This is a genomic window from Roseateles sp. P1_C6 (assembly GCF_056406315.1).
This window is the reverse complement of the sequence record NZ_JBFUAK010000008.1, coordinates 193,288-216,830: the sequence shown is the minus strand read 5'-3', so window position 1 is coordinate 216,830 and position 23,543 is coordinate 193,288. Positions and strand designations below refer to the sequence as shown.

Here is a 23,543-nt window from a genome sequence, read left to right as displayed (position 1 = left end):
TCAGGAGATTCATGCATGTCCTTCCTGGACCCGCTGGACCAGCACTCGCTGGACGTCAAGATTTCCGAACTGCTCGTCGCCACCGCCGACGGCTATGACCTCGAGCTGGACCGCCGCATCACCGACGTGCTGATGATGTTGCGCAAGCAGCTGCGCATGGACGTGGTCTTCGTGTCCGAGTTCGTCGACGGCCAGCGGGTGTTTCGCTTCGTCGATGGCGGCCAGCCGCTCGGCCTGCAGGCCGGCGACGCCGCGCCGCTGGAGGAAAGCTACTGCCAGGCCGTCGTACAAGGCCGCCTGCCGGAGCTGGTCACCGATGCCGCACCCTTCGTGCAGAACGGCAACGTGCCCGAAGTGGGCATCCAGGTCGGCGCCCACCTGAGCACACCGGTCGTGCTGCCGGACGGCCGCATCTACGGCACGGTCTGCTGCTTCAGCGCGGCGCCCCAGCCCGACCTGCAGCAAAGCGCCTTGGCCTGCCTGCGCCAATGTGCGCGGCTGGTCGCCCGCAAGGTCGACCTGCAAGAACACGCCGATTTCGCAGCGACGCAGCCGCTGCCGCTGGATGACAGGCCCTGAGGAGGGACCCATGAACGATGGCTTTGGTCATGAAGTGCCACCGCGGCACGCGCAGCAGCAACACCGGCAGGTGTCGCGCTATCTGGTCGTGGTCCCGTCGACCGACGGGGCGATCGCCCGGCTTTTTGCGGCCGACCGCACGCAGGTTGCGGAGTTCGATGCCGGCACCGAGGAGGTCGCCGCGCTGACCCACGATGCGCAGCCCACGGCCGGTGCCACCGGCCCGGAATGGGACCGAGCGCTGGCGGGCCACACGGCGGCCGAGCGGGCCGGCGCGACGGTCTACGTGCTGGAGGTCTAGGCCGGCTCGGTGGCGGCGGCGGCCTCGTATTTCTGCGTCAGCTGCTCCAGCTCGCCGCTGTACTTCATCTTGCGGATCGCGTCGGCGATGCGCGGCGCCAGCTCCTTGCGGCGCATGTGCAGGTAGTGGTGCAGCTCGAAGCGGGCCAGCTCGGGCGAGATGTCCATCTCCTTGCCGCCCAGGCTGTTCAGCGCCGACTGCGCCGCCAGCGTGGTGCACAGCGCCACGTCCACGCGGCCGGCGATCAGCATGCGAAACAGCTGCAGCGGGCTTTGCGTCAGCGTCAGCGCGGGATGGTTCTCGGTGAGTTCGTGCACATAGGCCATGCCGCGCAGCGAGCCCAGCGCGTAGTGCTTGAGGTCGTCGCGCGTCTGCACGCTGGCGCTGCGCGCGGGCAGTGAATAGGCTCGCACGCTGGCACGGTAGAAGGCCGGGTCTACGCGCACCAGCTGCGGGTAGGTCTGGCCATAGCTGGCGATGCGTATCAGCTCGCCGTCGGCCTTGTCGCTCAGCGTCATCAGGCTGGCGCGGGGCGCCGGCAGAATCTCGATGACCAGGCCCAGGCCGGCACGGCGGTAGACGTCGGCCAGCAGCCTGGCGGCCACGCCGCTGCCGCCGGTCTTGCCGACGGCCGTGACGGTGAGGGACTCCGCCGCGCCGGCCCGCGGTACCGCCAGGCCCAGCAGCACGGCGGCGAGCAGCCGGCGTCGGATGCCGGCTTCGGGAGACTCCGCATTCGCCAAGTCCATGTCTCACCCCGTGGCGCTGATTGCGCTCTGACACGAAGGTAGCGCAACGGACGCCGGCTGTGCAAGCCGTGCCCGCATGGTGCGGGCGCTAGGGCGCTTCAGCGGCAGGCCGATGCGGCCAGCCAGCCCGCCAGCTGCGGCAGCCAGTCGTCCACCGCCTGCGCCAGCGCGCGCACGGCGCCGGCGGCGTCCGGCGTGGCCGCGGGGTGTTCGATGCGCCAATGCTGCTGCAGCGCGGGGCTGGCCGCGCCGGCGGGCCACAGCGTGGCATGAACGCGCAGCACGGCCTGGCTGCTGGCGGGGCTGGCGAACACCTGCTCGAACTCGTCCAGGTTGACGGCCAGCAGCGCCGGCGGCCGGCCGGCACAGGCCGGCGCGGTGGCGAGCTGCTGGCGCAGACGCTGCGTCAGCAGCGCGGCCGGTGGCGCGGCCCAGAGGCTGTCGCGGTAATGCTCCAGGCGCTGGGCCTGCTGGAAGCTCAGCCGGTAGGCGATGCCGTCGCCGGAGAGCCAGGGCGGGGCGGTCACGTCGGCGATGCGCCAGGCCAGCGCGCCACCCTCGGCCGTGGCCGCCGGCACGGGGCCCAGGTCGTAGACGGTGCGGACGGGGGCGGTGGGCGCGAGGCCGCAGCTGCTCAGCGCAAGCGCGGCCACCAGGGCAGGAACGAGCTTCTTCATTTGGCGGTGGCCTTCAACCGTTCGGCAAAGCCGGCCTCACCAGGCCCGGGCGGCTGCGCGCCGCGGCCGAACAGCAGGCTTTGCGGCTGGTCGCCGAGGTCGTGCGCGGCGCGTTCGACGCTGCGGCTGGCGGCGGACAGGTCGGCCACCAGCGGGCGCGTGCGCGGCGCGGTGTCGCCGACCAACGCGAGTTCGAGGTTGCGGCTGGTGGCCTGCACCTGGGCGGCGGCGCCGTCCAGGCGGTCCAGCACGGCGGCGCGGGATTTCAGCTCCTGGGCCAGCTGGCGGCTGTCGGCGGCCAGCGCCTCGATCTCGCGCAGCGTGGCACTGGCGCGCTGGGCCGTCGCATCGGCGTCCTTCAGGAAGCCCGGCAGCTCGCGCGCGCCGGGCTGCAGCGCGGCCATCAGCCGGCTGGTGTCGCCGGCGGCCTGTTCCAGCTGCGCCAGGCTGCGGCCCAGCTGGGCGCGGTTGTCGTCGCTGAGCAGCGCGTTCAGCCGCGTGGCCGTCTCGGCAAAGCCGGCCAGCAGCAGCGGGCCGCTTTCGGCCAGGCGGTCCAGCAGCGTGGGGCGCAGTGCGATGCGCGCGCCGGGCGCGGCGCGCTGCAGCGGGGCCTGGGCGTCGGCTTCCTCCAGGCTGACGAAGGACAGGCCCGTGACGCCTTGCAGGCCCAGCTGGGCATGGGTGGCGGCGGACACAGGCGCAGCGGCGTCGACGGCGATGTCGACGAGGATCTGGCGCGGGTCCGCGGGGTCGAAGCCGATGCTGTCGACATAGCCCACCTCGACGCCGCGCAGCTTGACCGGCGCCTTCAGGTTCAGCCCGGGCACGCCGCTGCGCGCGACGACGGTGTAGTGCACGCGCTCCGTGCGGTCGCCCTGGAACCAGGCGACGCTGGCCGCCAGCGCGAGGCCAAGCAGCAAGAGGAACAGACCGGCGGCGATGGCGTGGGCTTTGTTTTCCATGTCGGATCAGGTTGGTCAGACGTTGGCGTCTTCGCGCAGCACGGCGGGGATGCCGCCGTCTTCGCTGGTGTCGTCCAGGCTCAGGCGGAAGCGCCGCACGTCTTCCTCCGCACAGCGTTCAATGTGGCCGAGGAAGAAGTTGCGCACGAAGGTGTGGGGCAGGTGGGCCACCTCGGCCAGCGGGCCGCAGGCAATGATGCGCTGGTCGGCCAGCACGGCCACGCGGTCGACGACGGCGAACAGCGTGTCGACATCGTGCGTGACCATGACCACCGTCAGCCCCAACTCCTGGCGCAGCTTGCGCAGCAGCTTGACGAACTGCTTGGCGCTGTCGGGGTCCAGGCCGGCGGTGGGTTCGTCCAGGAACAGCAGCTGCGGGTCCAGGATCAGCGCGCGCGCCAGCGACACGCGCTTGACCATGCCGCCCGACAGCTCGGCCGGCCGCTTGGCGGCGTCCTCGGGCTTCAGGCCCACCTGGGCCAGCTTGAGCATGACCAGCGGCTTGACCAGGCTGGCCGGCACGCTCTTCAACTCGCGCAGCGGCAGCGCGATGTTGTCGAAGACGCTCAGCGCCGAGAACAGCGCGCCGGCCTGGAACAGCACGCCCCAGCGGTAGCGCACCCGCTCCAGGTCGCGCTCGGCGCAGCGGCCCAGCGGGTGACCGAAGATCTTGACGCTGCCGGCCTGCGGCACCTCCAGGCCCAGCAGCAGGCGCAGCAGCGTGGTTTTGCCGGAGCCTGAGCCGCCGATCAACGCCATCACCTCGCCGCGGTAGACAGTCAGGTCCAGGTCGCGGTGAATGACATGGCCGTCGAAGGCCGTCGTGACGCCGTCGACTTCGATGATGGGTTCGCTGGTCTCCACGTCAGACACCCACGTTGGAGAACAGCACGGCGAAGATGGCATCGACGACGATGACCAGCGTGATGGCCGTGACGACCGACTGCGTGACACCCAGGCCCAGGCTCTCGGTGTTGGGCTTCACGCGCAGCCCGAAGTGGCAGGCCAGCAGCGCGATCAAGGCGCCGAAGATGACCGACTTGCTCCAGCCCAGCCACAGGTTGGCCGGCTCCACGACGCCGGGCAGCTTGTGCAGAAACTGCAGCGGGTCCAGCCCGAGCTGGGCATAGGCCGCCGTCATGCCGCCCAGCAGCATCAGCGCGCCTGTCCACAGCGCCACCAGCGGCAGCGACACGGCCAGCGCCAGCACCTTGGGCAGCACCAGCCGCACCGTGTGCGAGATGCCCATGACGGACAGCGCGTCCAGCTCCTGCGTGACGCGCATGACGCCGATCTGCGCCGTCATTGCCGAGCCCGAGCGGCCCGCCACGATGATGGCCGCCAGCAGCGGCCCCAGCTCGCGCAGCACCGCCAGGCCGAGGATGTTGATGACGAAGATGTCGGCGCCATAGGTCTTGAGCTGGCGCGAGATCAGGTAGGACAGCGTCATGCCCACCAGGAAGCCCACCAGCGCCGTGATCGGCAGCGCCTGCGCGCCGGTGCGATAGACATTGGCCGAGATCTCGCGCCAGCCGATCAGCGACGGGTGGCGCAGCACGCGCGCCAGGTCCAGCAGCAGCCGGCCGGTCAGGGCCACGATGTCCACGCCATGGCGTGCAAAGGCCAGCAGCTTGAGGCCGGCCGATTCGATGCCGGGGCCCAGGCGCGGCCGGCGCTTCAGGACGGCGGTGGGCTGCAGGAACTGCGCGAACAGCGTCACATGCTCGGGCAGCCACAGCAGCCGGGCGGGCGGCTTCTGGCCCCAGCCCTGCCAAAGCGTCAGCGCGCCGGCCGTGTCCAGCCGCTGCAGCGCGCGCAGATCCCACAGCGGCGTGCCGCCCTCGGCGGTCGCGGCGGCGATGCGCTGGCGGAACTCCTCGTAGCGCCCGCGCAGCGCCAGCAGCGTCCAGTCGCCGCTGACGCGCCACTCCTGCGGCCCGCCGGCCAGCAGCTGGGGTTCGGCGTCGGGCATGCCGTCGGGCCGGAGGTCGGCCTCGTGGGGCGGGGGCAGCGCGCCGGCATCGATCATGGGCGCAACGATAGCGCCCCTGGCGAGGGCTTGGGGCGGGGCTGGCTACCATCCGTTGAACCTCGGAGCGCTCCGCCGGAACTCACGCGCATGTTGAAGTGGCCCAGCATCAGGAAAAAGACCGAGGACGTCGCCCGGCCGGGCCGCGGCGTGGCAGCCACCGAAAGCCTGGAGCTGGCGCTGCTGGCCGGCGTCAAGCGCGGCCGGCGCGCCGATTTCGACGCGCTTTACCGCCTTTACCACCCGCGGCTGTGGCGCTTCCTGACCCAGCTGATGCGCCAGCCCGACGCGCTGGAGGAGGCGCTGAACGACACCATGCTGGTGGTCTGGCAGCGCGCCGACAGCTTCGACGGACGCAGCAAGCTGTCCACGTGGATTTTTGGCATCGCCTATCGCAAGGGCCTGAAGGCATTGAGCCGCCAGGACCTGCCCGTGGACGACGCTGCCGAAGACGAGGCGACCGACCCCGGGCCTGGCCCGGATCAGCAGCTGGACCTGGTGCAGCTGCGCGGGCGGCTGCGGGCGGCCATGGCCGAGCTGTCGATGGAACACCGCACCGTTGTGGAGCTGTGCTACTTCCACGACATGGCCTATGGCGAGATCGCCGAGGTCGTGGGCTGCCCGCCCGAGACCGTCAAGACACGGATGTTTTATGCGCGGCGCCGGCTGCGGATGCTGCTCGACGACCTCGCCGGGCAGCCAGGAGAACTGTGATGAGCACCGTCATCCCGATGGAACATGATGAACACGTGGCCGTGCAGGCCTTGCTGCCCTGGTTTGCGCGCGGCCAGCTGGACGACGCGGAACTGGCCACCGTGCAAGGCCACCTGCTGCACTGCGCCGCCTGCCGCAACGAGCTGGCCGCCGAGCGGCCCATGCAGACGTTGCTGAACGTGGCCGGCGCGCAGCCCGAGGGCGGCGACGTGCAGGCGGGCCTGGCCCGGCTGCACGCCCGCATGCAGCCGGCGGCGCCCCAGCGCAAGGCGGCGCGCTGGATGCCCTGGGCGCTGGGCCTGCAGGGGGCGGCCGTCGCGCTGCTGCTGGGCCTGTGGCTGCAGGCGCGGCAGGATGCGCCGGACTACCAGGGCCTGTCCGGCGCGGGCAGCACCGCGGTGGCGGCAGACGCCCTCGTGATGTTCAAGCCCGGCACCAGCGAGCAGGCGCTGCGTGAGCTGCTGCAGGCGCAGGGTGCCGGCGTCGTCGCCGGACCGACGCAGACCGGCGCCTGGCTGCTGCGGGTGGATGCCCGGGGTCTGGCGGCGCTGCGCGCGGCGCCCATCGTGCAGCTGGCCGAGCCGCTGCAGCCGGGGCCGGCGCGGTGAAGCGCAGCACGCTCTGGCTGCACCTGCTGGTGCTGCTGGCCTGCTGCCTCTGGGGCCGCCCCGCGGCCGCCCAGGCCGAGGAGGCGCAGCGCCAGGTGCTGGTCATGCTGCAGCTGCCCAAGGCGCACTACCGCCCGGACGGCAGCTACGCCGGCACCTATGGCGCGGGCGTGGGCCGGCAGTCGCGCCAGCAGGTGGCGCAGGCGCTGGCGGATAAGCACGGGCTGGAGATGCGCAGCGAGTGGCCCATGCCGCTGGCCGGCGTGGACTGCTTCGTCATGCGGCTGCCGGAGGGCGACACGCGCTCGTCGGCGCGGGTGGCCGAAGCCGTGGCCGAGGACAAGCGTGTGGCCTGGGCGCAGCCGGTCGGCCTCTACCAGGCCGAGGGCAGCCAGCAGGAGCCGCTGTACGCCGCCCAGCCCGCGGCGCAGCAATGGCAGCTGGCCGAGCTGCACCAGCTCGCCACCGGCCGCGGCGTGCGCGTGGCCGTGGTCGACAGCGGCGTGGAGGCGGGCCACCCGGACCTGGCCGGCCAGGTCGTGCACAACCAGAACTTCGTCGATGACCGCCCGCCGCCGGCCGAAGGCCACGGCACGGCGGTGGCCGGCATCATCGCGGCGCGGGCCGACAACGGTGCCGGCATTGCCGGCATCGCGCCGCAGGCCCGGCTGTTGGCCTTGCGCGCCTGCTGGCAGGCCGCCGATGCGCAAACGCTGTGCACCGGCCTGGGTCTGGCCAAGGCCTTGTACGCGGCCATCCAGCAGGGCGCGCACATCATCAACCTGAGCCTGGGCGGCCCGGAGGACCGGTTGCTGGGCCTGCTGCTGGACCAGGCCCAGGCGCGCGGCGCCAGCATCGTCGCGGCGCTGCCGCGGGGCCGCGCGCAGTTCCCGGCCAACCATCCCGGCGTGCTGGTCGTCGGCAACGCGCCGCCGCTGCCGGCCGGCGTGCTGCTCGCGCCGGGCCGCGACGTGCCCAGCACCGCACCGGGTGGCGGCTGGACGGTGGTGTCGGGCTCGTCCTTTTCGGCCGCGCATGTGACGGGGCTGCTGGCGCTGGTGCGCGAGCTGGACAGCCAGGGCTTGCAGCCGGCGGCGCTGAAGGCGGCGCTGGTCACCGCCGGCCAGGGCCGCATCGACGGCTGCGCGACGCTGGCCCGCCATGCCAACGGCCGTGCGCCGGTCTGCGCGCTGCTGCGGCAAACTGCGGATTGATGCCTTCCGCGCGCCTGGCCCTTGCTGCTCGACTGATCCTGTTGCTCACACCGCTGCTGGCCAGCGGCATGGCGGCCCGCGCGGACGTCGGCGCGACGCTGTCGCTGCAGTCCGATGCGCGCGAACGCGGCATGTCGTACAGCGCGGACCGGCCTGCTGCGCAACTGGGCCTGGCCTGGGATGGCGATGCGGGCTGGTATGCCGGTGCCGCGCTGGCCCAGGCGCGTTTCGACAGCGGGCGCCGCGGCACCTGGTTGCGCGCCTACGGCGGCCGCGTCGTCGAGTTGCGGCCGGGGCTGGACGGTGAGGCCGGCCTGGTCGTGCACCGCTTCGACGGCGTGTCGCGCTACAACTTCGCCGAGGTCTACGCCGGCCTGCTGGGCGAGCGCTGGACGCTGCGGCTGCACCACTCTCCCGACTACTACGGCGGCGGCCAGCGCAGCGAGTACGGCGAGTTCAACCTGCGCTGGCCGCTGGCCCAGACCGTCGCCGCGCTGGGCCATGTCGGCGTGCTGCGCAGCCATGGCACGCCGCGCTGGCCGCCGCAGTACCCGGCGGCGCATGGCCCGGCGCGCATCGACCTGCGGCTGGGCGCGGCCTGGCAGCTGGGCGAGAGCGTCGAGCTGCAGCTGGTCTGGGTGTCGGTCAGCCGGGGCGGCCCAGCGACCTGGTACGACTCGACGCGCCGCCGTACCGCCGTGCTGGGCTTGACGGCCGCGCTCTAGCCGAGAGCCGCCGCCAGCTTCTGCACGCCGCTGCGGATGCCGCCTTCGGAGAAGGCCGCAAAGCCCAGGCGCAGGCCGGCCGGGGCCGGGTGCTGCAGCCGGTAGGCAGCGAGCGGCGCGACCGTCACGCCGGCCGCGGCGGCGCGGGCGGCGATGTCGGCGTCGCGCGTGGCGGCGGGCAGCCAGGCCGTCAGGTTGAGGCCCCGCTGCGCCGGCGCGATGCGCAGCCAGCGGCCGAAGTGCCGGTCCAGCTCGTGGCGCAGCGCCTCGGCGCGGGCACCGTAGACGCCGCGCGTCTCGCGCAGATGCCGTGCCCAGTGGCCGTCGGCGATGAAGTCGTGCAGCACGGCCTGGTCCAGCAGCGAGGGCTGGGTCTGCGTCAGCGCCAGCGTGGCGCACACGGGCTCCACCAGGCGGTGCGGCAGCACCAGGTAGGCCAGGCGCAGGCACGGCGCCATGCTGAACGCGAGGCTGCCGAGGTGGATGACACAGTCGCCGTCGTCGACGGCCTTGAGGGCGTGGTCCGCGCCGCCGTCGAAGACGAAGTCGCCGTCGCGGTCCTCGTCGATGACATAGGCGCAGGCCGAGCGCGCCCAGGCCAGCAAGGCCTGGCGGCGCGCGGCGGACATGGGCCGGCCTAGCGCCAGCTGCGCGGTGGCCGTCGTGCAGGCCAGGCGGGCGCGCGGTGCGGCGCGCAGGCCGGCGTCAACCTGCAGGCCGTCCTCGTCCACCGGCACGGCGACGACGCGCGCGCCGGCTGCGGCCAACAAGGCCGGCAGCGCGGGTGAGCCGGGGTCTTCCACCCAGGCCTCCTCGCCGGGGTTGAGCAGCAGGCGCGCGAGCAGGTCCACGGCTTGGCGGGCGCCGGAGACGATGACGAGCTGGTCGGCGTCGCAGCGGATGCCACGCGTCAGCAGCAATTGCTGGGCGAGCAGCTGGCGCAGCGGGGCCAGACCTTGCCATTCGGTGCCTTGCAGCAGCCGGGTCTCGTGCCAGCGGGCACGCTTGGCGGCCAGGCGCGCCCAAGTGGCAGCGGGGAAGAGGGCGGCGTCGACGCGGTCGGCCTCGAAGGTGCGCGGCAGCGAGCCCTTGCGGCTCATGACCGCGGCGCCGGTGGCGGCCATCTGCCGGCCGCGGCGCGACAGCGCGGCGGGCCGTGGCGCCGGCGTGAGCTGCCCCTGTTGAGCAGACGCCAGCGGCAGATGCGGCGCGACAAAGCTGCCGCGCCCGACATGGGCCGAGATGTAACCGTCAGCAAGAAGTCGCTCAAAGACGGCGGTGACGGTGGAGCGCGACAGGCCATGGTCGCGGGCCAGGCTGCGGGTGGTGGGCAGCCGGCTGCCGGGTGGCAGCCGGCCGTCGCGCATCGCGTCGCAAAGGGCCGCGTGCAGCCATTGCTGCAATGTCAGGCCGGCGGGGCGCGGGCCCAGGGCGAGGGAATGTTCGGCGGCGCGGCGCAAGTTCGGCTCGAAATGGTTTGGTGGGTCGGGTCCGAATTGGCCTGTGACCCCAGGCCTGGGCCTGGGCAGCATGCGCGTCATTTCACGCCGGCCATGTCGTCTTCGATGACGACGATGTCATCTTAGGTGTGCCACCCAGACCCCGTTCGAGGAACACAAATGAAGCGACACGCCTTACGCAATCTTTCACGGCATGGCCTGCCGTTTGCTGCCAGCCTGCTGGTGGCGGCCTGCGGCGGTGGTGGGGGTGGTGGCGACGCAGCCCAGCCTCTGGCCCAGGGCAGCGCCGACACGGGCGCCATGGCCCACGCGCTGACAGCGGCGGCCGGCGACACCGAGGCGGCGCTGACGCCGGTGGCGGCGACCGCGAGTGCCTCCGAGCGCGGCGACCTGGCCGCCGCCAAGGCCATCGACCATGACGACGGCTCGCGCTGGAGCAGCGGCTTCAGCGACGACCAGTGGCTGATGCTGGACTACGGCAAGCTCGTCACCGTCAACCGCGTGCACATAGCCTGGGAGAACGCGCACGCGACGCAGTACGAGCTGCAGGTGTCGACCGACGGCGTGGCCTGGACCACGATCAAGGCCGTGGCCGGCAGCCAGGGCGGCAGCGAGGACTGGACCGGCCTTGCCGGCCAGGGGCGCTACCTGCGCATGAAGGGCATCAAGCGCTCGACGCAGTACGGCTATTCCATCTTCGAGATCCAGGCCTTCAGCGGCGTTGCCCCGGCACCGGCTCCCGCGCCGGCCCCGGCGCCCGCGCCATCGCCCGCCCCGGCGCCGGTCGACACCAGCCAGCCCGGCGTCGCCGTCAAGCCGGTGACGGCCACATCGTCGGCCGTCGAGAACGCCGGCAACGCCGCGCCCATGGCCATCGACGGCAAGCCCGGCACGCGCTGGGCCAGCAGGTTCGAGGACGGCGCCTGGATCCAGTTCGACTTCGGCGCCAAGACCCCGGTCGGCTACATGAAGCTGGTCTGGGAGAACGCCTACGGCAAGGCCTATGCGCTGCGCGTGTCCGACGACGGCAAGACCTGGACCGAGTTGCGCCACGTCAGCAACGGCCGCGGCGGCACGGAGGAGTTCTTCAACCTGGGCGTCAATGCGCGCTTCATCCGCCTGCAGGGCGAGGCGCGCGCCACGGCCTATGGCTACTCGCTGTTCGAGGTCGAATTCAAGTCGCCCGGCAGTGACAACACGCTGGCCGATGTCGCCACGACGGCGCTGAAGTTCCCTGCCAGCGGCAGTGGCCTCGTGCCGTTGCCGGCGAGTGCGGAGCCGCTGGAGTCGCTGCAGTTCACGCTGCCCGACGGCACGCTGGTGACCCGCTTCGGCGTGCGCGGCCTGGCCCGCCACGGCCGCGAGCGCGGCGAGGACTGGAACGAGATCGGCTACGGCCCCAACGAGACGGTCGACGCGCTGGGCAACGCGGTCGACAAGGGCCCGGGCAACTTCCTGACCTTCGTGCCGCAGTACTTCAAGAACCGCACCTGGGGCTTCGAGATCATCGACAACAGCCGCGTGGCCGGCGTGACGCAGCCGACGCTGAAGGTCAACCAGTACTTCACGCAGGCCCAGCTGCCCGGCGGCGTGGCCTGGTTCCGCGCGTTTGATCGCCCTGGCGTGACCGGCTACGGCTGGATGAACCCCGGCGAACTGGTGGACCGCAACCTGAGCATCTGCCCGCCCGTGGCCTACCCGCCCAATGGCAAGCTGCTCAGCGCCGCACTGCTGAACAACGGCTGCAGCCTGACGGTGAAGGGCTACCCCGGCCACGGCGACCTGGGCGCCGACGGCCTGCCCAACGGCAAGAGCGTGCCGGGCCGAGCGCTGGTGGTCGGCGACGTCATCGAGGTGTCGCCGTCCTTCTTCTCGACGACGCAAGTCATGCAGGCCATCGGCGACAACGGCGGCATCCGCTACTACGCCGGCGAGTGGACCTATGTGGTGGGCACCGGCCTGCGCCCGTCCTACGGCGTGCAGCCGCGGCTGATGAACGCGCCGCTGCCCGTGGCCACGCTGTCCGGCGGTGACGGCTCGGTGTCGTACAACTACTCCGACAACGGCCTCTTCATGTTCCAGCAGCCGCACAACCATGCCGGCATGCAGAACATGCAGCGCTTCGTCGAAGGCCGCCGCCTCATCCACACCAGCTTCACGACCGGCGACCACAACGAGCCCGGCAACGACCGCTACACGCCGGCCGTGGGCCTGCAGGGCACGCGCTTCAACCAGTCGGCCTGCATCGCCTGCCACGTCAACAACGGCCGCAGCCCGGCACCGGCGGCGATCAACCAGCGGCTGGACGCGATGTCCGTGCGCGCCGCGATGCTGGACGCCAGCGGCCAGCAGCTGCCGCACTCGCGCTACGGCACGTCCATCCAGATGAACGCGTTCTCGCCCACCGGCACGCCGCAGGACTGGGGCACCGGCGTGCGCGTGGCCGGCTTCGAGACGCGCGCCGTCAAGCTGGCCGACGGGACGACGGTGGAGCTGCGCAAGCCCACGCTCGCCTTCGACGGCCCGGTGCCCGCCGCCTTCTCGCTGCGCGCGGCTCAGCCCATGATCGGCACCGGCCTGCTGGAAGCCGTGCCCGAGGCCGACATCCTCGCCCGCGCCCGCAGCGTGCCCGACGAGGACGGCGTGAAGGGGCAACCCAACTACGTCTTCGACCCCGAGACCGGCGCGGTGCGCCTGGGCCGCTTCGGCTGGAAGGCGTCCAAGGCCTCGCTGCGCCACCAGGCCGCCGCCGCATTGCTGCAGGACATGGCCGTCACGTCCCCGGTCTACCCGAGCCGTGCCTGCAACAGCGGCCCGGCGGCCTGCGCGGCCGGCCCGCGCCAGCCAGGCATCTCCGAGGCCGACCTGCAGTCCGTGTCGCGCTACCTCGCACTGGTGGCGGTGCCGGCCCAGCGCAGCCTGCCCAGCGGCTTCCCCAAGGGCGTGGCGCCGCTGGACGAACACCGCGTCGACCCGCTGCAGGTCAGCGCCGGCGCGCAGCTCTTCCAGGGCATGCGCTGCACGGCCTGCCACGCGGTCGACATGAAGACCGGCCCGGGCCACCTGTTCGCCGAACTGCGCAACCAGAGCATCAAGCCCTACACCGACCTGCTGCTGCACGACATGGGCGCCGGCCTGGCGGACAGTTATGTCGAAGGCCAGGCCAAGGGCAGCCTGTGGCGCACGGCGCCGCTGTGGGGCATCGGCTACACGGACAAGGTCATGGGCAACGCCGCCCGCGTCGGCTACCTGCACGACGGCCGCGCACGCAACCTGACCGAGGCCGTGCTGTGGCACGGCGGCGAGGCCGACAAGTCGCGGCAGCGCTTCGAGGCGCTGTCCAAGGCGGACCGCGAGGCGGTGCTCGCGTTCCTGAAGTCGCTGTGACGGTGGGGCTGCCTAGCCCTGGCTGCGGCGGCGCCGCGCCAGCCACGGCAGCGCCACCGCGCCCAGCATCAGCAGCGCGGCCGAGCCGGGCTCGGGCACCGGCGACACGCTGACGATGAATTCCAGGCTGCTGAAACCGGCACTGCCGGCACCGTAGGACGCCGCGGTGCCGTCGGGCCCTTCCAGGTAGCTGGCCGCGACATTGAAGCCGACGGCCAGGTCCGCCGCGGCCGGGTCCAGCGCCAGCGTGGCGCTGAAGTTCTCGTTCGTCCACTGGATGGCCGCGGGGATGCTCAGCTGCCCGTAAGCGTTGCCCACCAGCGAGTAGCTGCCCTTGATGACGGCCTGCACGCCGGTGATCTGGTAACCGGGGTCGGCGGTGAAGGACAGGCCGGTGAACTGCAGCGTCGCGGCGACCTCGTGCAAGCCCTGGATGCCGCTGCCGCCGACGTAGACATTGACCTGCGGCTGGAAGCTGAAGCCATCGCTGCCGGCCGCATGCGTGACCTGAACCGGCAGGAACTGGGGGCTGGCGCTGATGGATGCATCCGAACCGTTGATCAACTGGGCGTCGGCGAAATAGGACGCCGCCCCGGTCGCGAAGCTGGCTGTCACGCGGCCCAGGTCGATGGCGCACGGGTCGCTCGACCCATCACAGGTCGCTGCCTGTGCCGAGGCACCGGCGAACTGCAGGCCGCAGCTGAGCAGCAGCGCGGCGGAGGAGGAAGTCAAGAGTCCACGCATGGGGATGTCCTTTGCTGGCAGGCCCCGCGGTGTGGCCAGGGCACAGCAATGTAGGCATTCGCAGGCGCTGACGGCGGCTTCAAACGTGGTGGAGCGTTGGGCGCGTCCCGGGCGTTCACTCTTTGCGGGTGGGTTTGCGAACGGTCATTTGCATCACATGCCGCCGCATTCCCTCACGCCCGATTTCCTCGAACCCAGCGGCCTTGAACATCGGCACAAATCCCATGTACCGATAGCTCGGCGACGTCGGGCTCACGCCGTAGCCCTCCACCAGCTTGGCCTTGTGCTTCCTGGCCAGCTTCACCGCCGCCGCGAGCAGTTGCTTCGTCAGCCCCTGTCCGCGCAGGTCGCGGCGTACGAAGAAGCAGGTCACCGACCAGATGCGCGCCGTCGCCTCGTCGTCAGCCACCTTGCGCAGGCTGCGGTGCGTGTCGAACGGCGCGATGGAGCACCAGGCCACGGGCTCGTCGTCCAGATAGCCCAGCAAACCCACCGGCACGCCGTCCTTGACGAGCTGCTTCATGCCTGCCTTGCGGCCGGCCTTGGTGGCGAACTTGGGGTCCTTGTGGTCCGCGCGCCAGGCCACGCACCAGCAGTAGCTGGGGCCGCCGCGGGCGCTGAAAAGGGTGTCGAAGTCGGCCCAGGTCTCCGTGGTGACGGGCCGGGTCTTCAGCTGGGGGACGGCGGTGGCGGGTTTCTCAGCCATGGCGGTCAAAGCGCGGCAATCCGCGTGCCGCGGAGCGCCCGACCTGCAGCGGGGGCAGTAGCCCACCGTCCGCCGCGCCAACGCCTAGCGCGGGGTGCCGAAATCCTGCGTCCAGTAGGTGCGATAGGTGGTGTTGGCGTTGCCCGCCACACAGGCCACGCCGATGTCGCGGTAGGCCGCGTTCATCAGGTTGGCGCAGTGGCCGTCGCTCTTCATCCAGCCGTCCACCACGATGGCCACCGTCGCCTGGCCGGCGGCGATGTTCTCGCCCACGCCACGCCAGGCGTAGCCGGCGGCGGTGACGCGGTCGCCCAGCGTGCTGCCGTTACTGCCGGTGTGGCTGAAGAAGTTGCGCGCGACCATGTCGTCGCTGTGCGCCACGGCGGCCTGGGTGAGGGCGTCGTTCCAGACCAGGTCGGCCGCGGCCGGAAAGCTGCCGTTGGCGCCGCAGGTCGCGCCGGCACGGCGGCGGGCATTGACGGCGGCCAGCATGTCGGCCTGGAAGTTGGGCAGGTTGCAGGTGAGGCGGGTGCCCGGGGTCGAAGCCGGGGGCGCTGGTGCAGGCGGTGCGGGGGCGGGCGGCGCCGGCGCGGCAGGCGGCGTGGGTGCTGCCGCGACGGGGGGCGTGGGTGCTGCGCCCCCGCCGCCGCCGCCACAGCCGGCGAGTGCGAGCACGGTGGCCAGCGCGGCCAGGGGCGCAAAAGCTGCCAGGGAGGTGGAAGGGACAGGGCAGGGCGCCATCACGTGGACGGAGGAATTAGCGGTGCGCAGAAGGCTCATAGGCCGCCAGCGTGGCATGTCCCGCCTGGTCGCCAGTTACCGGGTGCTGCCGCGCGCGACAGGCGGCAACATCCCTACACAACTGGCTTGGGCGACTGTCCAGTCGTGCGACTTATGTCTCGGCGGTGGCCCCCGCCTGCGCGCGGGTGAACGCTGCTCACAACTGCCACCACCCGGGCAGCAGCGCCCGCACCTCGGGCCGGCGGTAGCGCCGGTCCAGCAGCCACACCCAGCCGCGGTCGTCGACCGAGCGCAGCACGCGCCCCGCGGCCTGCACGACCTTCTGCATGCCGGGCACGAGGTCGGCGTAGCCGTGGTCGGCGCCGAACATCGCGTCCAGCCGCTCGCGCACCTGGTCCTGCAGCGGCGACACGGGCGGCAGGCCCAGCGTGGCGATGAAGGCGCCGATCAGTCGCGTGCCGGGCAGGTCCACGCCCTCGGCGAAGGCGCCGCCCAGCACGGCGAAGCCGATGCCCCGGCCATCCGGCACGAAGCGATCCAGGAAGCCGCGCCGCGCGGCCTCGCCCATCGCGCGGGACTGGCTCCACTGCGGCACCTCGGGGTGGCGCAGCGCCAGCCGCGCCGACGCCTGCTCCAGGTAGTCGAAGCTGCTGAAGAAGGCGAGGTAGTTGCCCGGGTGGTCGGCGAACTGCGTGGCCAGCAGGTCCACCAGCGGGGTCAGCGAGGCCTGGCGGTGGTCGAAGCGCGTGGACAGGCGGTCGGCGATGCGCACGCTCAGGTGATCGGGCGGGAAGGGCGCGGGCACGTCGATCCAGCCGGTGTCGTCGGGCAGGCCCAGCAGGTGGCGTTGATAGTCCGGCGGGCCCAGCGTGGCGGAGAACAGCGTGACGCTGTGGCAACCCGCGAAGCGCTCCTTCAGGAAGGCGCCGGGCACGATGTTGCGCACCGACAGCAGCACGTCGCGGCCGTCGTCCGTGTCGTCATCGTCCAGCAGCGACAGGTTGACCGGCGCATCCAGCGGCGACGCGGCGCGGGCGGGCGTGGCGCTGCGCTGCACGTCGCACAGCGAATGCGGGCCGAAGCGGTCCAGCAGGCGTTGCAGCCCCAGCACTTCGAAGTAGAACTGCAGCATGGGCCCGACATCCAGCGGGTGGTTCTGCACATGCTCGCCCAGCGCCTGGTTGACGCGCTGCAGTGCCTCGGCCAGCGCGTCGGGCACATCGTCGTGGGCCTGGTAGTCGGCGGCCTGGCTGCGGCCCAGCTTGGCCAGCTCCGCGGCCAACTTGCGCAGCGGCGCGCGCAGGCTGACGGGTGCGGCGGCGATGGCCTCGCGCACGCGCGCCAGACCCAGCCCGGTGCTGTACATGTCCCGCGCGCGGTCGATGAGGTTGTGCGCTTCGTCCACCAGCAGCGCCAGCTTCCAGCCCTGCGCCTGCGCCAAGCCGTAGAGCTGGCCGTAAGGGTCGAAGGCGTGGTGCACGTCGCCGACGACGACGTCGGCCCAGCGCAGCAGCTCCTGGCCCAGGTAGTAGGGGCAGACGCCGTGCTTGAGCGCGATGCGGCGCTGCGCGGCGGGGTCCAGCCAGGCGGCGGCCACGGCCTCGGCGCGTGCGGCGGCCAGGCGGTCGTAGAAGCCGCTGGCCAGCGGGCAGGCGTCGCCATGGCAGGCCTTGTCGGGATGCTCGCAGGCCTGCTCCTTGGCCACCAGCGTCAGCACGCGCAGCGGGCGCTCGGCCATGCCGTCGCGCAGCGTCTGCAGCGCGTCCAGCGCCGTGATGCGGCCCGTGCCCTTGCAGGTCATGTAGCCGATCTTGTCCAGCCCCTGGGACGGCATCGCGCGCAGCAGTGGGTACAGCGTGCCGATGGTCTTGCCGATGCCGGTGGGCGCCTGGGCCAGCAGGCAGCGGCCGCTGGCGGCGGCGCGGTAGACGGTCTCGGCCAGCGCGCGCTGGCCCGGTCGGAACTCGCCCATCGGGAAGGGCAGCGTGCTCAAGGCCGCGTCGCGTGCCGCGCGGTGTGCGGCTTCCTGCCGCGCCCAGGCTTCGAACTGCCCGCAGCGCGCCTCGAAGTCGGCCTGCAGCGCGGCGGCAGTGGCGGTCTCGCGCAGCACGGTCTCGTTCTGCGTGTCGGCATCCACGTAGACCAGGGCCAGCTCCAGCTCGGCCAGTCCGCGGTCCGCGGCGATGAGGGCGCCATAGGTGCGCAGCTGCGCCCAGTGCAGCGCGCGGCGGTTGTCGGGGACGGCCTCGACGGGGCCGCGTAGGGTCTTGATCTCCTCCAGCCGGTTCACGTCGGCCTCGTAGCCGTCGGCGCGGCCGCGCACGAGCAGTTGGCCGCATTGCGCTTGCAGCGGCAGCTCGGTTTCGTAGCCGGGCGAGCGCCGTGCCAGCATGGCCATCTGGCCAGCCTGGCCTTCCAGCGCCGTGGCCGAGGGCGTGAAGCGGCGGTCCAGGTCGCCGCGCTTGGCGGTGAACTCGCACAGGCTGCGTACCGAGACGCTGTAGGTCCAGTCGCTCATGCCGTCATGGCGACCGATGCGGTGATGGGCCCGATCACCCGGGGCCTTGGCTTTGCCGGCAAGATGCAGCGTTGAACAACAGGAGCGCGGCGCATGACGGCGGTGAATGTACTGGGCACGGCTTTGCAGGCCTGCTCGTTCGACCCCTTGACCGGCTTCCTGCGCGATGGCTGCTGCTCGGCGGATGCGCAGGACCGGGGCACGCACTTGGTCTGCGCGCGCATGACGCAGGAGTTCCTGGACTTCTCGCGCGCGCGCGGCAACGACCTGGTCACCCCGCGCCCGGACTGGCGCTTCGCCGGCCTGAAGCAGGGCGACCGCTGGTGCCTGTGCGCCCTGCGCTGGCTGGAGGCGGCCGAGGCCGGCGCGGCCCCGCCGGTGGTGCTGGAGGCCACGCACCAGCTGGTGCTGCGGCTGATCCCGCTGGCGCGCCTGCAGCAGCACGCGCTGCCCGCGGTGCCGCTGCCATGAGCCCGCTGCACCCCAAGAAGCTGCTGCTGAGCAAATGGACGGCGGTGGCGCCGGTGGCCAAGGACAAGCATTTCGTCGTCGTCAAGGTCATCGAGCCCGAGTTGCCGGGCGCGCCGGTGGCGTGGGTGGAGCTGGAGGCGCTGTTCTCCAGGCGCGTGCAGCGGCTGGCCTGGCGGGAGCTGCGCGACCCGGCCGTGTGGCGGCAGGGCTGGGTCTAGCCGGGGCGGGATGCCGGGCTTCAGAACAGGTCCAGGTTCTGCTCGGCCCGCATCGGGGCCACGGTTGCAACTCCGGCAGCGGCCGTTGCGGCGAGCGCTTCACTGGCATGCACCAGGTTGCCGATGCGCACGCCCATCAGCCGCAGCCGCTTGTCGAATTTGACGCGCTTCAGGCACAGGCCGGCGGCGTGGCGGATGTCGGCGGCGCTGGTGATCGCATGCTTGAGCGTCTGGTCGCGCGTGACGGTGATGAAGCCCTCGAAGCGCAGCTTGATGCCCACCGTCTTGCCGGCATAGCGCTTGCGGGCGAGGTCGCGGGCCAGGCTGTCGCACAGCTCGTCGAGGATGCCGCCCAGCAGCGCTTTGTCGTGCACTGCGTGCAGGTCGCGCTCGAAGGTGGTCTCGCGGCTGATGGAGACGGGTTCGCTGTGCGTGACGACCGGGCGGGAATCGCGCCCGTGCGAGGCGGCATGCAGCCAGTGACCATAGCTCTCGCCGAACTGCTCGACCAGCCAGGCCGGGTCGGCGGCGGCGATGTCGCCCACGGTCTCCAGCCCCAGCTTGACGAGCCTGTCACCGGCCTTGGGGCCGATGCCATTGATCTTGCGCACCGCCAGCGGCCAGATGCGCGCCGGGATGTCATCCATCGTCAGCACGCTGATGCCGTCGGGCTTGTCCAGCTCGCTGGCGATCTTGGACAGCAGCTTGTTGGGCGTCACGCCGATGGAGCAGGTCAAGCCCGTGGCGCGGCCGACCGAATTCTTGATCTCGCGCGCCACGGCCTTCACGCCGCCCAGCGGGTCGTGGCCCACGGCGTCGCGCACGCCGGGCACATCGGACAGGTCGATGTAGATCTCGTCGATGCCGCGGTCCTCGATGACCGGCGCGACCTCGGCGACGGCAGCCTTGAAGAGCCGCGAATACTTGCGGTAGGAGTCGAAGTCGGCCGGCAGCAGGATGGCGTCGGGCGCGCGCAGGGCCGCCTTCATCAGGCCCATGGCCGAGAACACGCCCAGGTCGCGGGCCGCGTAGGTGCTGGTCGTGACGACGCCGCGGCCGGTGTAGTCGCGCAGCCGGGCGTACTTCCAGCTGCCGTCCGCCAGCTGCTGCGGCGCATCCGCTCGCCGCCCGCCGATGACGACGGCCTCGCCCCTGAGCTGCGGATAGCGCAGCAACTCGACGGACGCGTAGAAGGCGTCCATGTCGAGGTGGGCGATCCAGCGGTCGGGCTGTGGCATGGGCCGGTGATTGTCGGGCGGGCGTGCTGACAGCCGGGGGCAGCAGGGCTCGCCGGTGCGATTGCTCGCTCAGTGGTGTCATATCTGAGCGTCGTGCCCGGCTTCATCGGGTCCCGTTGCAGCGCATCGGCGCCCGAGCCAGGGTTTTCATGGTGTCGGGGTAATTGCCACCTTCAAACTTGGGAGGCTGTCGCAGATATCGGTGACGAGATGTCCTACCGGAGCTGACCCGAAGCTGTCGCGAAGCTGGCACGGCTTCTGCTCAGACCGCTTGCTCGGTGCTCGCGGCTGGCGGTTGCAGCGCAACAAGCCCCGGCATTCCAAGCCACAACTGGAGACATAAATGATCAAGAAAGTGTTGGCCACGGTAGCTCTCGCCGGACTGGCCCCGTTGGCAGCCCACGCCGCGTTGACGACCCTGACGGCGGCCGACGGCTGGCCTCCAGTTGGCAGCAGCGGCCTGGACGCCGTGCTGTTCAACGCGGTCTCCGCCAACGGCGTGAAGGTCGCGATGGGTGCCCATGCCTACAAGAACAGCGCCTTCCTGCCCAACGACGGCGTGCGCAACTACTACGCGCAAAGCGGCCTGTACGCGCCTGACGGCAAGAACTACGCGAACTGGAGCTTCGACTTCGTCTACGACGTCCGCGGCTGCCAGGGCTGCAAGGTCTGGCTGGGCATCGACACCGACAGCAGTGCCGGCGTCAGCTACACCGACATCGATCTGCTGGCGGCACGGCTGCCAGCCGCGCTGGCCGAGTCGTGGAACCTGGAGATGTCGTTCCTGACGACGCCGGCGTTCAATTTCAACCCCTTCGCGAGCAGTTCGACGGACTTCCGCTTGTTTGTGACCAACGCCGCCGGCGCAACGATCGCGTCGACGGACATCACCGTCAATGTGCCGGAGCCTGCATCGCTGGCGCTTGTCGGCGTCGCGCTTGCGGGCCTGGCCGCGGGGCGCCGTCGCCGCGCCTGAGCCACCGGCGGGCAAAGAACAAGCGGCCTTCGGGCCGCTTTTTTGTGGCCCGGTGCGCACGCTGTGCACAATCGGCGGCCATGCCTGACGAGACCCTGCCTGAGCACCTTCCAGCCTGCCTGCCTGCGCAGTCCAACGGCAGGCGCCGCTGGATACCGGCGATGGCGGCATGCCTGGGGTTGTTGCTGGCCGCCTGCGCCAGCGCGCCGATGAACCCGCCGCGCAACAAGCCGGCCGCCGAGCAGACCATGCAGCGCGAGCCCCGGCCGCTGGATACCGACACCTTCGTCGCGCTGAGCTTCTCCGGCGGCGGCCTGCGTGCGGCGGCGTTTTCCTACGGCGTGCTGGAGGGTTTGCGCGAGCAGGCCTCGACGCCGGGGCGCCAGTTGCTCGACGAGGTCAGCTTCATCACCAGCGTGTCGGGTGGCTCGTTGACGGCGGCCTACTTCGGCCTGCATGGCGCCGAGGGTTTGCGCGAGTTCCGCGACAAGGTGCTGCTGCGCGACGGCGAGGCCAACCTGCGCTTCAGCCTGCTCAACCCCAACAACCTGCGCCGCCTGTTCGCCGGCGGTTTGAACGACCGCAGCGACTTCAACGACTGGCTGGAGAAGGATGTCTTCAAGGGCGCGACCTTTGCCGACATGTTCAAGCGCTCGCGGCCCGTGGTGTGGATCAGCGCCAGCAACGTGCAGTACCGGCTGGCCTTCCCCTTCCACGAGCGCGCCTTCGATGCGCTGTGCAGCGACCTGGCCAGCTACCCGGTGTCCGAGGCGGTGGCCGCGTCCATGGCCGTGCCGCTGTTCTTCGCGCCGGTGGTGCTGGAGCGCTTCCCCGAGGCCTGCCAGGTGCAGGTGCCGCCGGGGCTGAATGCGCGCCGCGACGACCGCGACGATCAGTACCGGCTGCGCCTGGCGCTGACCCGCCTGTTCCGCGACAACCTGGACCCGAAGGCCGGGCGCTACCTCAAGCTCGTCGACGGCGGCCTGACCGACAACCTGGGCCTGGTGGCCATCCTGCAAAGCCGCGTGCTGCTGAACACGCCCTACGGCCCCATTCCGGAGCAGGACGCGACGACGATGCGTCGGCTGCTGTTCGTCGTCGTCGATGCGGGCCAGGGGCCGAGCGCGGACTGGGCGCGCGAGGTGGCCGGCCCGTCGGGCGTGGACATCGCGGCCGGTGCGGTCGACACGGCCATCGAGAGCACGATGCGCATGAGCTATGCGGGCTTCCTGCCCATGGTGCGCAACTGGGAGCGCGATCTCGTCACCTACCGTTGCAGCCTCAGCGACGAGCGCAAGGCGGCGCTGCGCGCGCTGAACCCGGACTGGCGCTGCGAGGACATCAAGTTCAGCGTCACGCAGATCAGCTTTGCCGACCTGCCCGAGGCCGAGGAGGTGGCGCTGAACGCCATCCCGACGCGGCTCAAGCTGCCGGCCGGGCAGGTCGACCGCCTCATCGCCGCCGGGCGCCAGGCGGTGGCCCGGGATACGACGGTGCAGCGCTTTTCCGCCGGCGTGCAGCGCGGCGAATGATCACCAGGCGGCGTGCACCTGTGGCGCGATGCGACGCTGGTAGACGTCGGCCAGCGCCTGCATCAGCGGCGCGGGCAGGGCGGCCAAGTCGGCTGCGCTGACGTTCTCGTCCACCTGTGCGGGCGTGCGGCCACCGGGGATGGCGGCGCTGACGGCCTCGTGCATCAGGATCCAGCGCAGCGCCAGCCTGGCCAGGCTGACGCCGGTGGGCAGCAGCGCGCGCAACTCCTCGACGGCGGCCAGGCCTGCGTCGTAATCCACGCCCGAGAAGGTCTCGCCCTTGTCGAAGGCCTCGCCGTGGCGGTTGAAGGCGCGGTGGTCATCGGCGCCAAAGCGGCTGTCGCGCGTGAACTTGCCGCTGAGCATGCCGCTGGACAGCGGCAGCCGTGCCAGCACGCCCACCTGCGCGGCCTGGGCCGCGGGCAGGAAGACCTCGGCGGGCCGCTGGCGGAACAGGTTGAAGATGATCTGCACCGACTGCACGCCCGGGTACTTCAGCGCGGCCATGGCCTCGTCGATGCGCTCGACGCTGACGCCGTAATGGCGCAGCTTGCCCGCGCGTACCAGGTCGTCCAGCGCGCCGAAGACCTCGGGCATGCCGTACACGGCGGACGGCGGGCAGTGCAGCTGCAGCAGGTCCAGCGCGTCGACTTCCAGATTCGTCAGGCTGCGTTCGATGAAGGGCCGCAGGTCGCGGTAGCCGTCGGCCACGTGCGGGTCCAGGCGCCGGCCGGCCTTGGTGGCGACATGGAAGGCGTCGCTGGGGCGCTCGCGCTTCAGGCGGGCCAGCAGGCGTTCGCTGTGGCCGTCGCCGTAGACGTCGGCGGTGTCGAAGAAGTTCACGCCCCGGTCCAGCGCGTGGTGCAGCGCGGCCATGGCGGCCTGGTCGTCGGTGTCACCCCAGGTGCCGCCGATGGCCCAGGCGCCGAAGCTGATCGCGGAGATGTTCCAGCCGGTGCGGCCGAGGGGGCGGTAGAGCATGTGGAGCGTGCCG

At 71.5% G+C, this 23,543-nt stretch carries 23 protein-coding genes; 11 read left to right on the top strand and 12 right to left on the bottom strand.

What is annotated here, in order from left to right; genetic code table 11:
• Nucleotides 1-15 precede the first annotated feature (15 nt).
• Nucleotides 16-579: a GAF domain-containing protein gene (locus AC1D29_RS18995; protein WP_477900256.1), complete on the top strand. Its 564-nt coding sequence runs from the start codon at nt 16-18 to the stop codon at nt 577-579.
• Nucleotides 580-589: 10 nt separating this feature from the next.
• On the top strand, nt 590-880 hold the full coding sequence (locus AC1D29_RS18990) for a hypothetical protein (RefSeq protein ID WP_477900254.1): 291 nt from the start codon (nt 590-592) through the stop codon (nt 878-880).
• Here the strand turns inward: AC1D29_RS18990 and AC1D29_RS18985 are convergent.
• The 5 genes from AC1D29_RS18985 to AC1D29_RS18965 form a co-directional block, all read right to left on the bottom strand.
• Nucleotides 877-1,629 carry a substrate-binding periplasmic protein gene (locus AC1D29_RS18985; RefSeq protein ID WP_477900252.1) on the bottom strand — a complete coding sequence of 251 codons (753 nt, stop codon included), beginning with the start codon at nt 1,627-1,629 and terminating at the stop codon, nt 877-879. The genes AC1D29_RS18990 and AC1D29_RS18985 overlap by 4 nt on opposite strands.
• A 98-nt stretch (nt 1,630-1,727) precedes the next feature.
• Nucleotides 1,728-2,306, bottom strand: coding sequence for an ABC-type transport auxiliary lipoprotein family protein (locus AC1D29_RS18980; protein WP_477900250.1), 579 nt, complete (start codon nt 2,304-2,306; stop codon nt 1,728-1,730).
• Complete coding sequence (locus AC1D29_RS18975; RefSeq protein WP_477900248.1) at nt 2,303-3,268, bottom strand: MlaD family protein; 966 nt, start codon at nt 3,266-3,268, stop codon at nt 2,303-2,305. The genes AC1D29_RS18980 and AC1D29_RS18975 overlap by 4 nt, the downstream gene beginning before the upstream one ends.
• 15 nt (nt 3,269-3,283) lie before the next feature.
• The gene (locus tag AC1D29_RS18970) at nt 3,284-4,174 is read right to left on the bottom strand and encodes an ABC transporter ATP-binding protein (RefSeq protein WP_477900246.1); all 891 of its coding nucleotides are present in this window, start codon (nt 4,172-4,174) and stop codon (nt 3,284-3,286) included.
• Nucleotides 4,134-5,297, bottom strand: a complete 1,164-nt coding sequence (locus AC1D29_RS18965) for an ABC transporter permease (RefSeq protein ID WP_477900244.1) — start codon at nt 5,295-5,297, stop codon at nt 4,134-4,136. Before AC1D29_RS18965 ends, AC1D29_RS18970 begins: the two co-directional genes overlap by 41 nt.
• A gap of 90 nt (nt 5,298-5,387) precedes the next feature.
• Here AC1D29_RS18965 and AC1D29_RS18960 point away from each other — a divergent pair, with 90 nt between their 5' ends.
• The 4 genes from AC1D29_RS18960 to AC1D29_RS18945 are packed head-to-tail and all read left to right on the top strand — an operon-like array spanning nt 5,388 to nt 8,558.
• Nucleotides 5,388-6,011 (top strand): RNA polymerase sigma factor, encoded by a 624-nt coding sequence (locus AC1D29_RS18960; protein ID WP_477900243.1) that lies wholly within the window; start codon nt 5,388-5,390, stop codon nt 6,009-6,011.
• Entirely contained in the window at nt 6,011-6,619 is a 609-nt protein-coding gene (locus AC1D29_RS18955; RefSeq protein WP_477900241.1) for a zf-HC2 domain-containing protein, read from the top strand. Before AC1D29_RS18960 ends, AC1D29_RS18955 begins: the two co-directional genes overlap by 1 nt.
• A complete protein-coding gene (locus AC1D29_RS18950; RefSeq protein ID WP_477900239.1) occupies nt 6,616-7,833 on the top strand; it encodes a S8 family peptidase in 1,218 nt (405 codons plus the stop codon). The genes AC1D29_RS18955 and AC1D29_RS18950 overlap by 4 nt, the downstream gene beginning before the upstream one ends.
• On the top strand, nt 7,833-8,558 hold the full coding sequence (locus AC1D29_RS18945) for a TorF family putative porin (protein WP_477900237.1): 726 nt from the start codon (nt 7,833-7,835) through the stop codon (nt 8,556-8,558). Before AC1D29_RS18950 ends, AC1D29_RS18945 begins: the two co-directional genes overlap by 1 nt.
• Here the strand turns inward: AC1D29_RS18945 and AC1D29_RS18940 are convergent.
• Complete coding sequence (locus tag AC1D29_RS18940) at nt 8,555-10,018, bottom strand: aminotransferase-like domain-containing protein (RefSeq protein WP_477900235.1); 1,464 nt, start codon at nt 10,016-10,018, stop codon at nt 8,555-8,557. The two genes, AC1D29_RS18945 and AC1D29_RS18940, sit on opposite strands and share 4 nt — an antisense overlap.
• 159 nt (nt 10,019-10,177) lie before the next feature.
• On the opposite strand from AC1D29_RS18940, the gene AC1D29_RS18935 reads away from it, so the two are divergent.
• Nucleotides 10,178-13,405 (top strand): di-heme oxidoredictase family protein, encoded by a 3,228-nt coding sequence (locus tag AC1D29_RS18935; RefSeq protein WP_477900233.1) that lies wholly within the window; start codon nt 10,178-10,180, stop codon nt 13,403-13,405.
• Between the two features lie 12 nt (nt 13,406-13,417).
• On the opposite strand, the gene AC1D29_RS18930 is transcribed toward AC1D29_RS18935, so the two are convergent.
• The 4 genes from AC1D29_RS18930 to AC1D29_RS18915 all read right to left on the bottom strand — a co-directional run bounded on the left by AC1D29_RS18930 (nt 13,418) and on the right by AC1D29_RS18915 (nt 18,114).
• On the bottom strand, nt 13,418-14,149 hold the full coding sequence (locus AC1D29_RS18930; protein ID WP_477900231.1) for a PEP-CTERM sorting domain-containing protein: 732 nt from the start codon (nt 14,147-14,149) through the stop codon (nt 13,418-13,420).
• A 115-nt stretch (nt 14,150-14,264) separates the two neighbouring features.
• Nucleotides 14,265-14,855 carry an N-acetyltransferase family protein gene (locus tag AC1D29_RS18925; protein ID WP_477900526.1) on the bottom strand — a complete coding sequence of 197 codons (591 nt, stop codon included), beginning with the start codon at nt 14,853-14,855 and terminating at the stop codon, nt 14,265-14,267.
• 84 nt (nt 14,856-14,939) lie between these two features.
• Nucleotides 14,940-15,530 carry a CAP domain-containing protein gene (locus tag AC1D29_RS18920; RefSeq protein ID WP_477900229.1) on the bottom strand — a complete coding sequence of 197 codons (591 nt, stop codon included), beginning with the start codon at nt 15,528-15,530 and terminating at the stop codon, nt 14,940-14,942.
• Between the two features lie 262 nt (nt 15,531-15,792).
• On the bottom strand, nt 15,793-18,114 hold the full coding sequence (locus AC1D29_RS18915; RefSeq protein ID WP_477900227.1) for an ATP-dependent DNA helicase: 2,322 nt from the start codon (nt 18,112-18,114) through the stop codon (nt 15,793-15,795).
• A 93-nt stretch (nt 18,115-18,207) separates the two neighbouring features.
• On the opposite strand from AC1D29_RS18915, the gene AC1D29_RS18910 reads away from it, so the two are divergent.
• Both AC1D29_RS18910 and AC1D29_RS18905 read left to right on the top strand, forming a co-directional pair.
• Entirely contained in the window at nt 18,208-18,585 is a 378-nt protein-coding gene (locus tag AC1D29_RS18910; protein ID WP_477900225.1) for a DUF2237 family protein, read from the top strand.
• Entirely contained in the window at nt 18,582-18,803 is a 222-nt protein-coding gene (locus AC1D29_RS18905; RefSeq protein WP_477900223.1) for a TIGR02450 family Trp-rich protein, read from the top strand. The genes AC1D29_RS18910 and AC1D29_RS18905 overlap by 4 nt, the downstream gene beginning before the upstream one ends.
• A gap of 20 nt (nt 18,804-18,823) precedes the next feature.
• Here AC1D29_RS18905 and AC1D29_RS18900 read toward each other — a convergent pair whose 3' ends face one another.
• Entirely contained in the window at nt 18,824-20,041 is a 1,218-nt protein-coding gene (locus AC1D29_RS18900; RefSeq protein WP_477900221.1) for a DNA polymerase Y family protein, read from the bottom strand.
• 343 nt (nt 20,042-20,384) lie between these two features.
• Between AC1D29_RS18900 and AC1D29_RS18895 the strand changes: the two genes are divergently transcribed.
• A complete protein-coding gene (locus AC1D29_RS18895; RefSeq protein WP_477900219.1) occupies nt 20,385-21,017 on the top strand; it encodes a PEP-CTERM sorting domain-containing protein in 633 nt (210 codons plus the stop codon).
• Nucleotides 21,018-21,097: 80 nt separating this feature from the next.
• Nucleotides 21,098-22,549, top strand: coding sequence for a patatin-like phospholipase family protein (locus tag AC1D29_RS18890; protein WP_477900217.1), 1,452 nt, complete (start codon nt 21,098-21,100; stop codon nt 22,547-22,549).
• Here AC1D29_RS18890 and AC1D29_RS18885 read toward each other — a convergent pair whose 3' ends face one another.
• On the bottom strand, nt 22,550-23,530 hold the full coding sequence (locus tag AC1D29_RS18885) for an aldo/keto reductase (RefSeq protein ID WP_477900215.1): 981 nt from the start codon (nt 23,528-23,530) through the stop codon (nt 22,550-22,552).
• Nucleotides 23,531-23,543 lie beyond the last annotated feature (13 nt).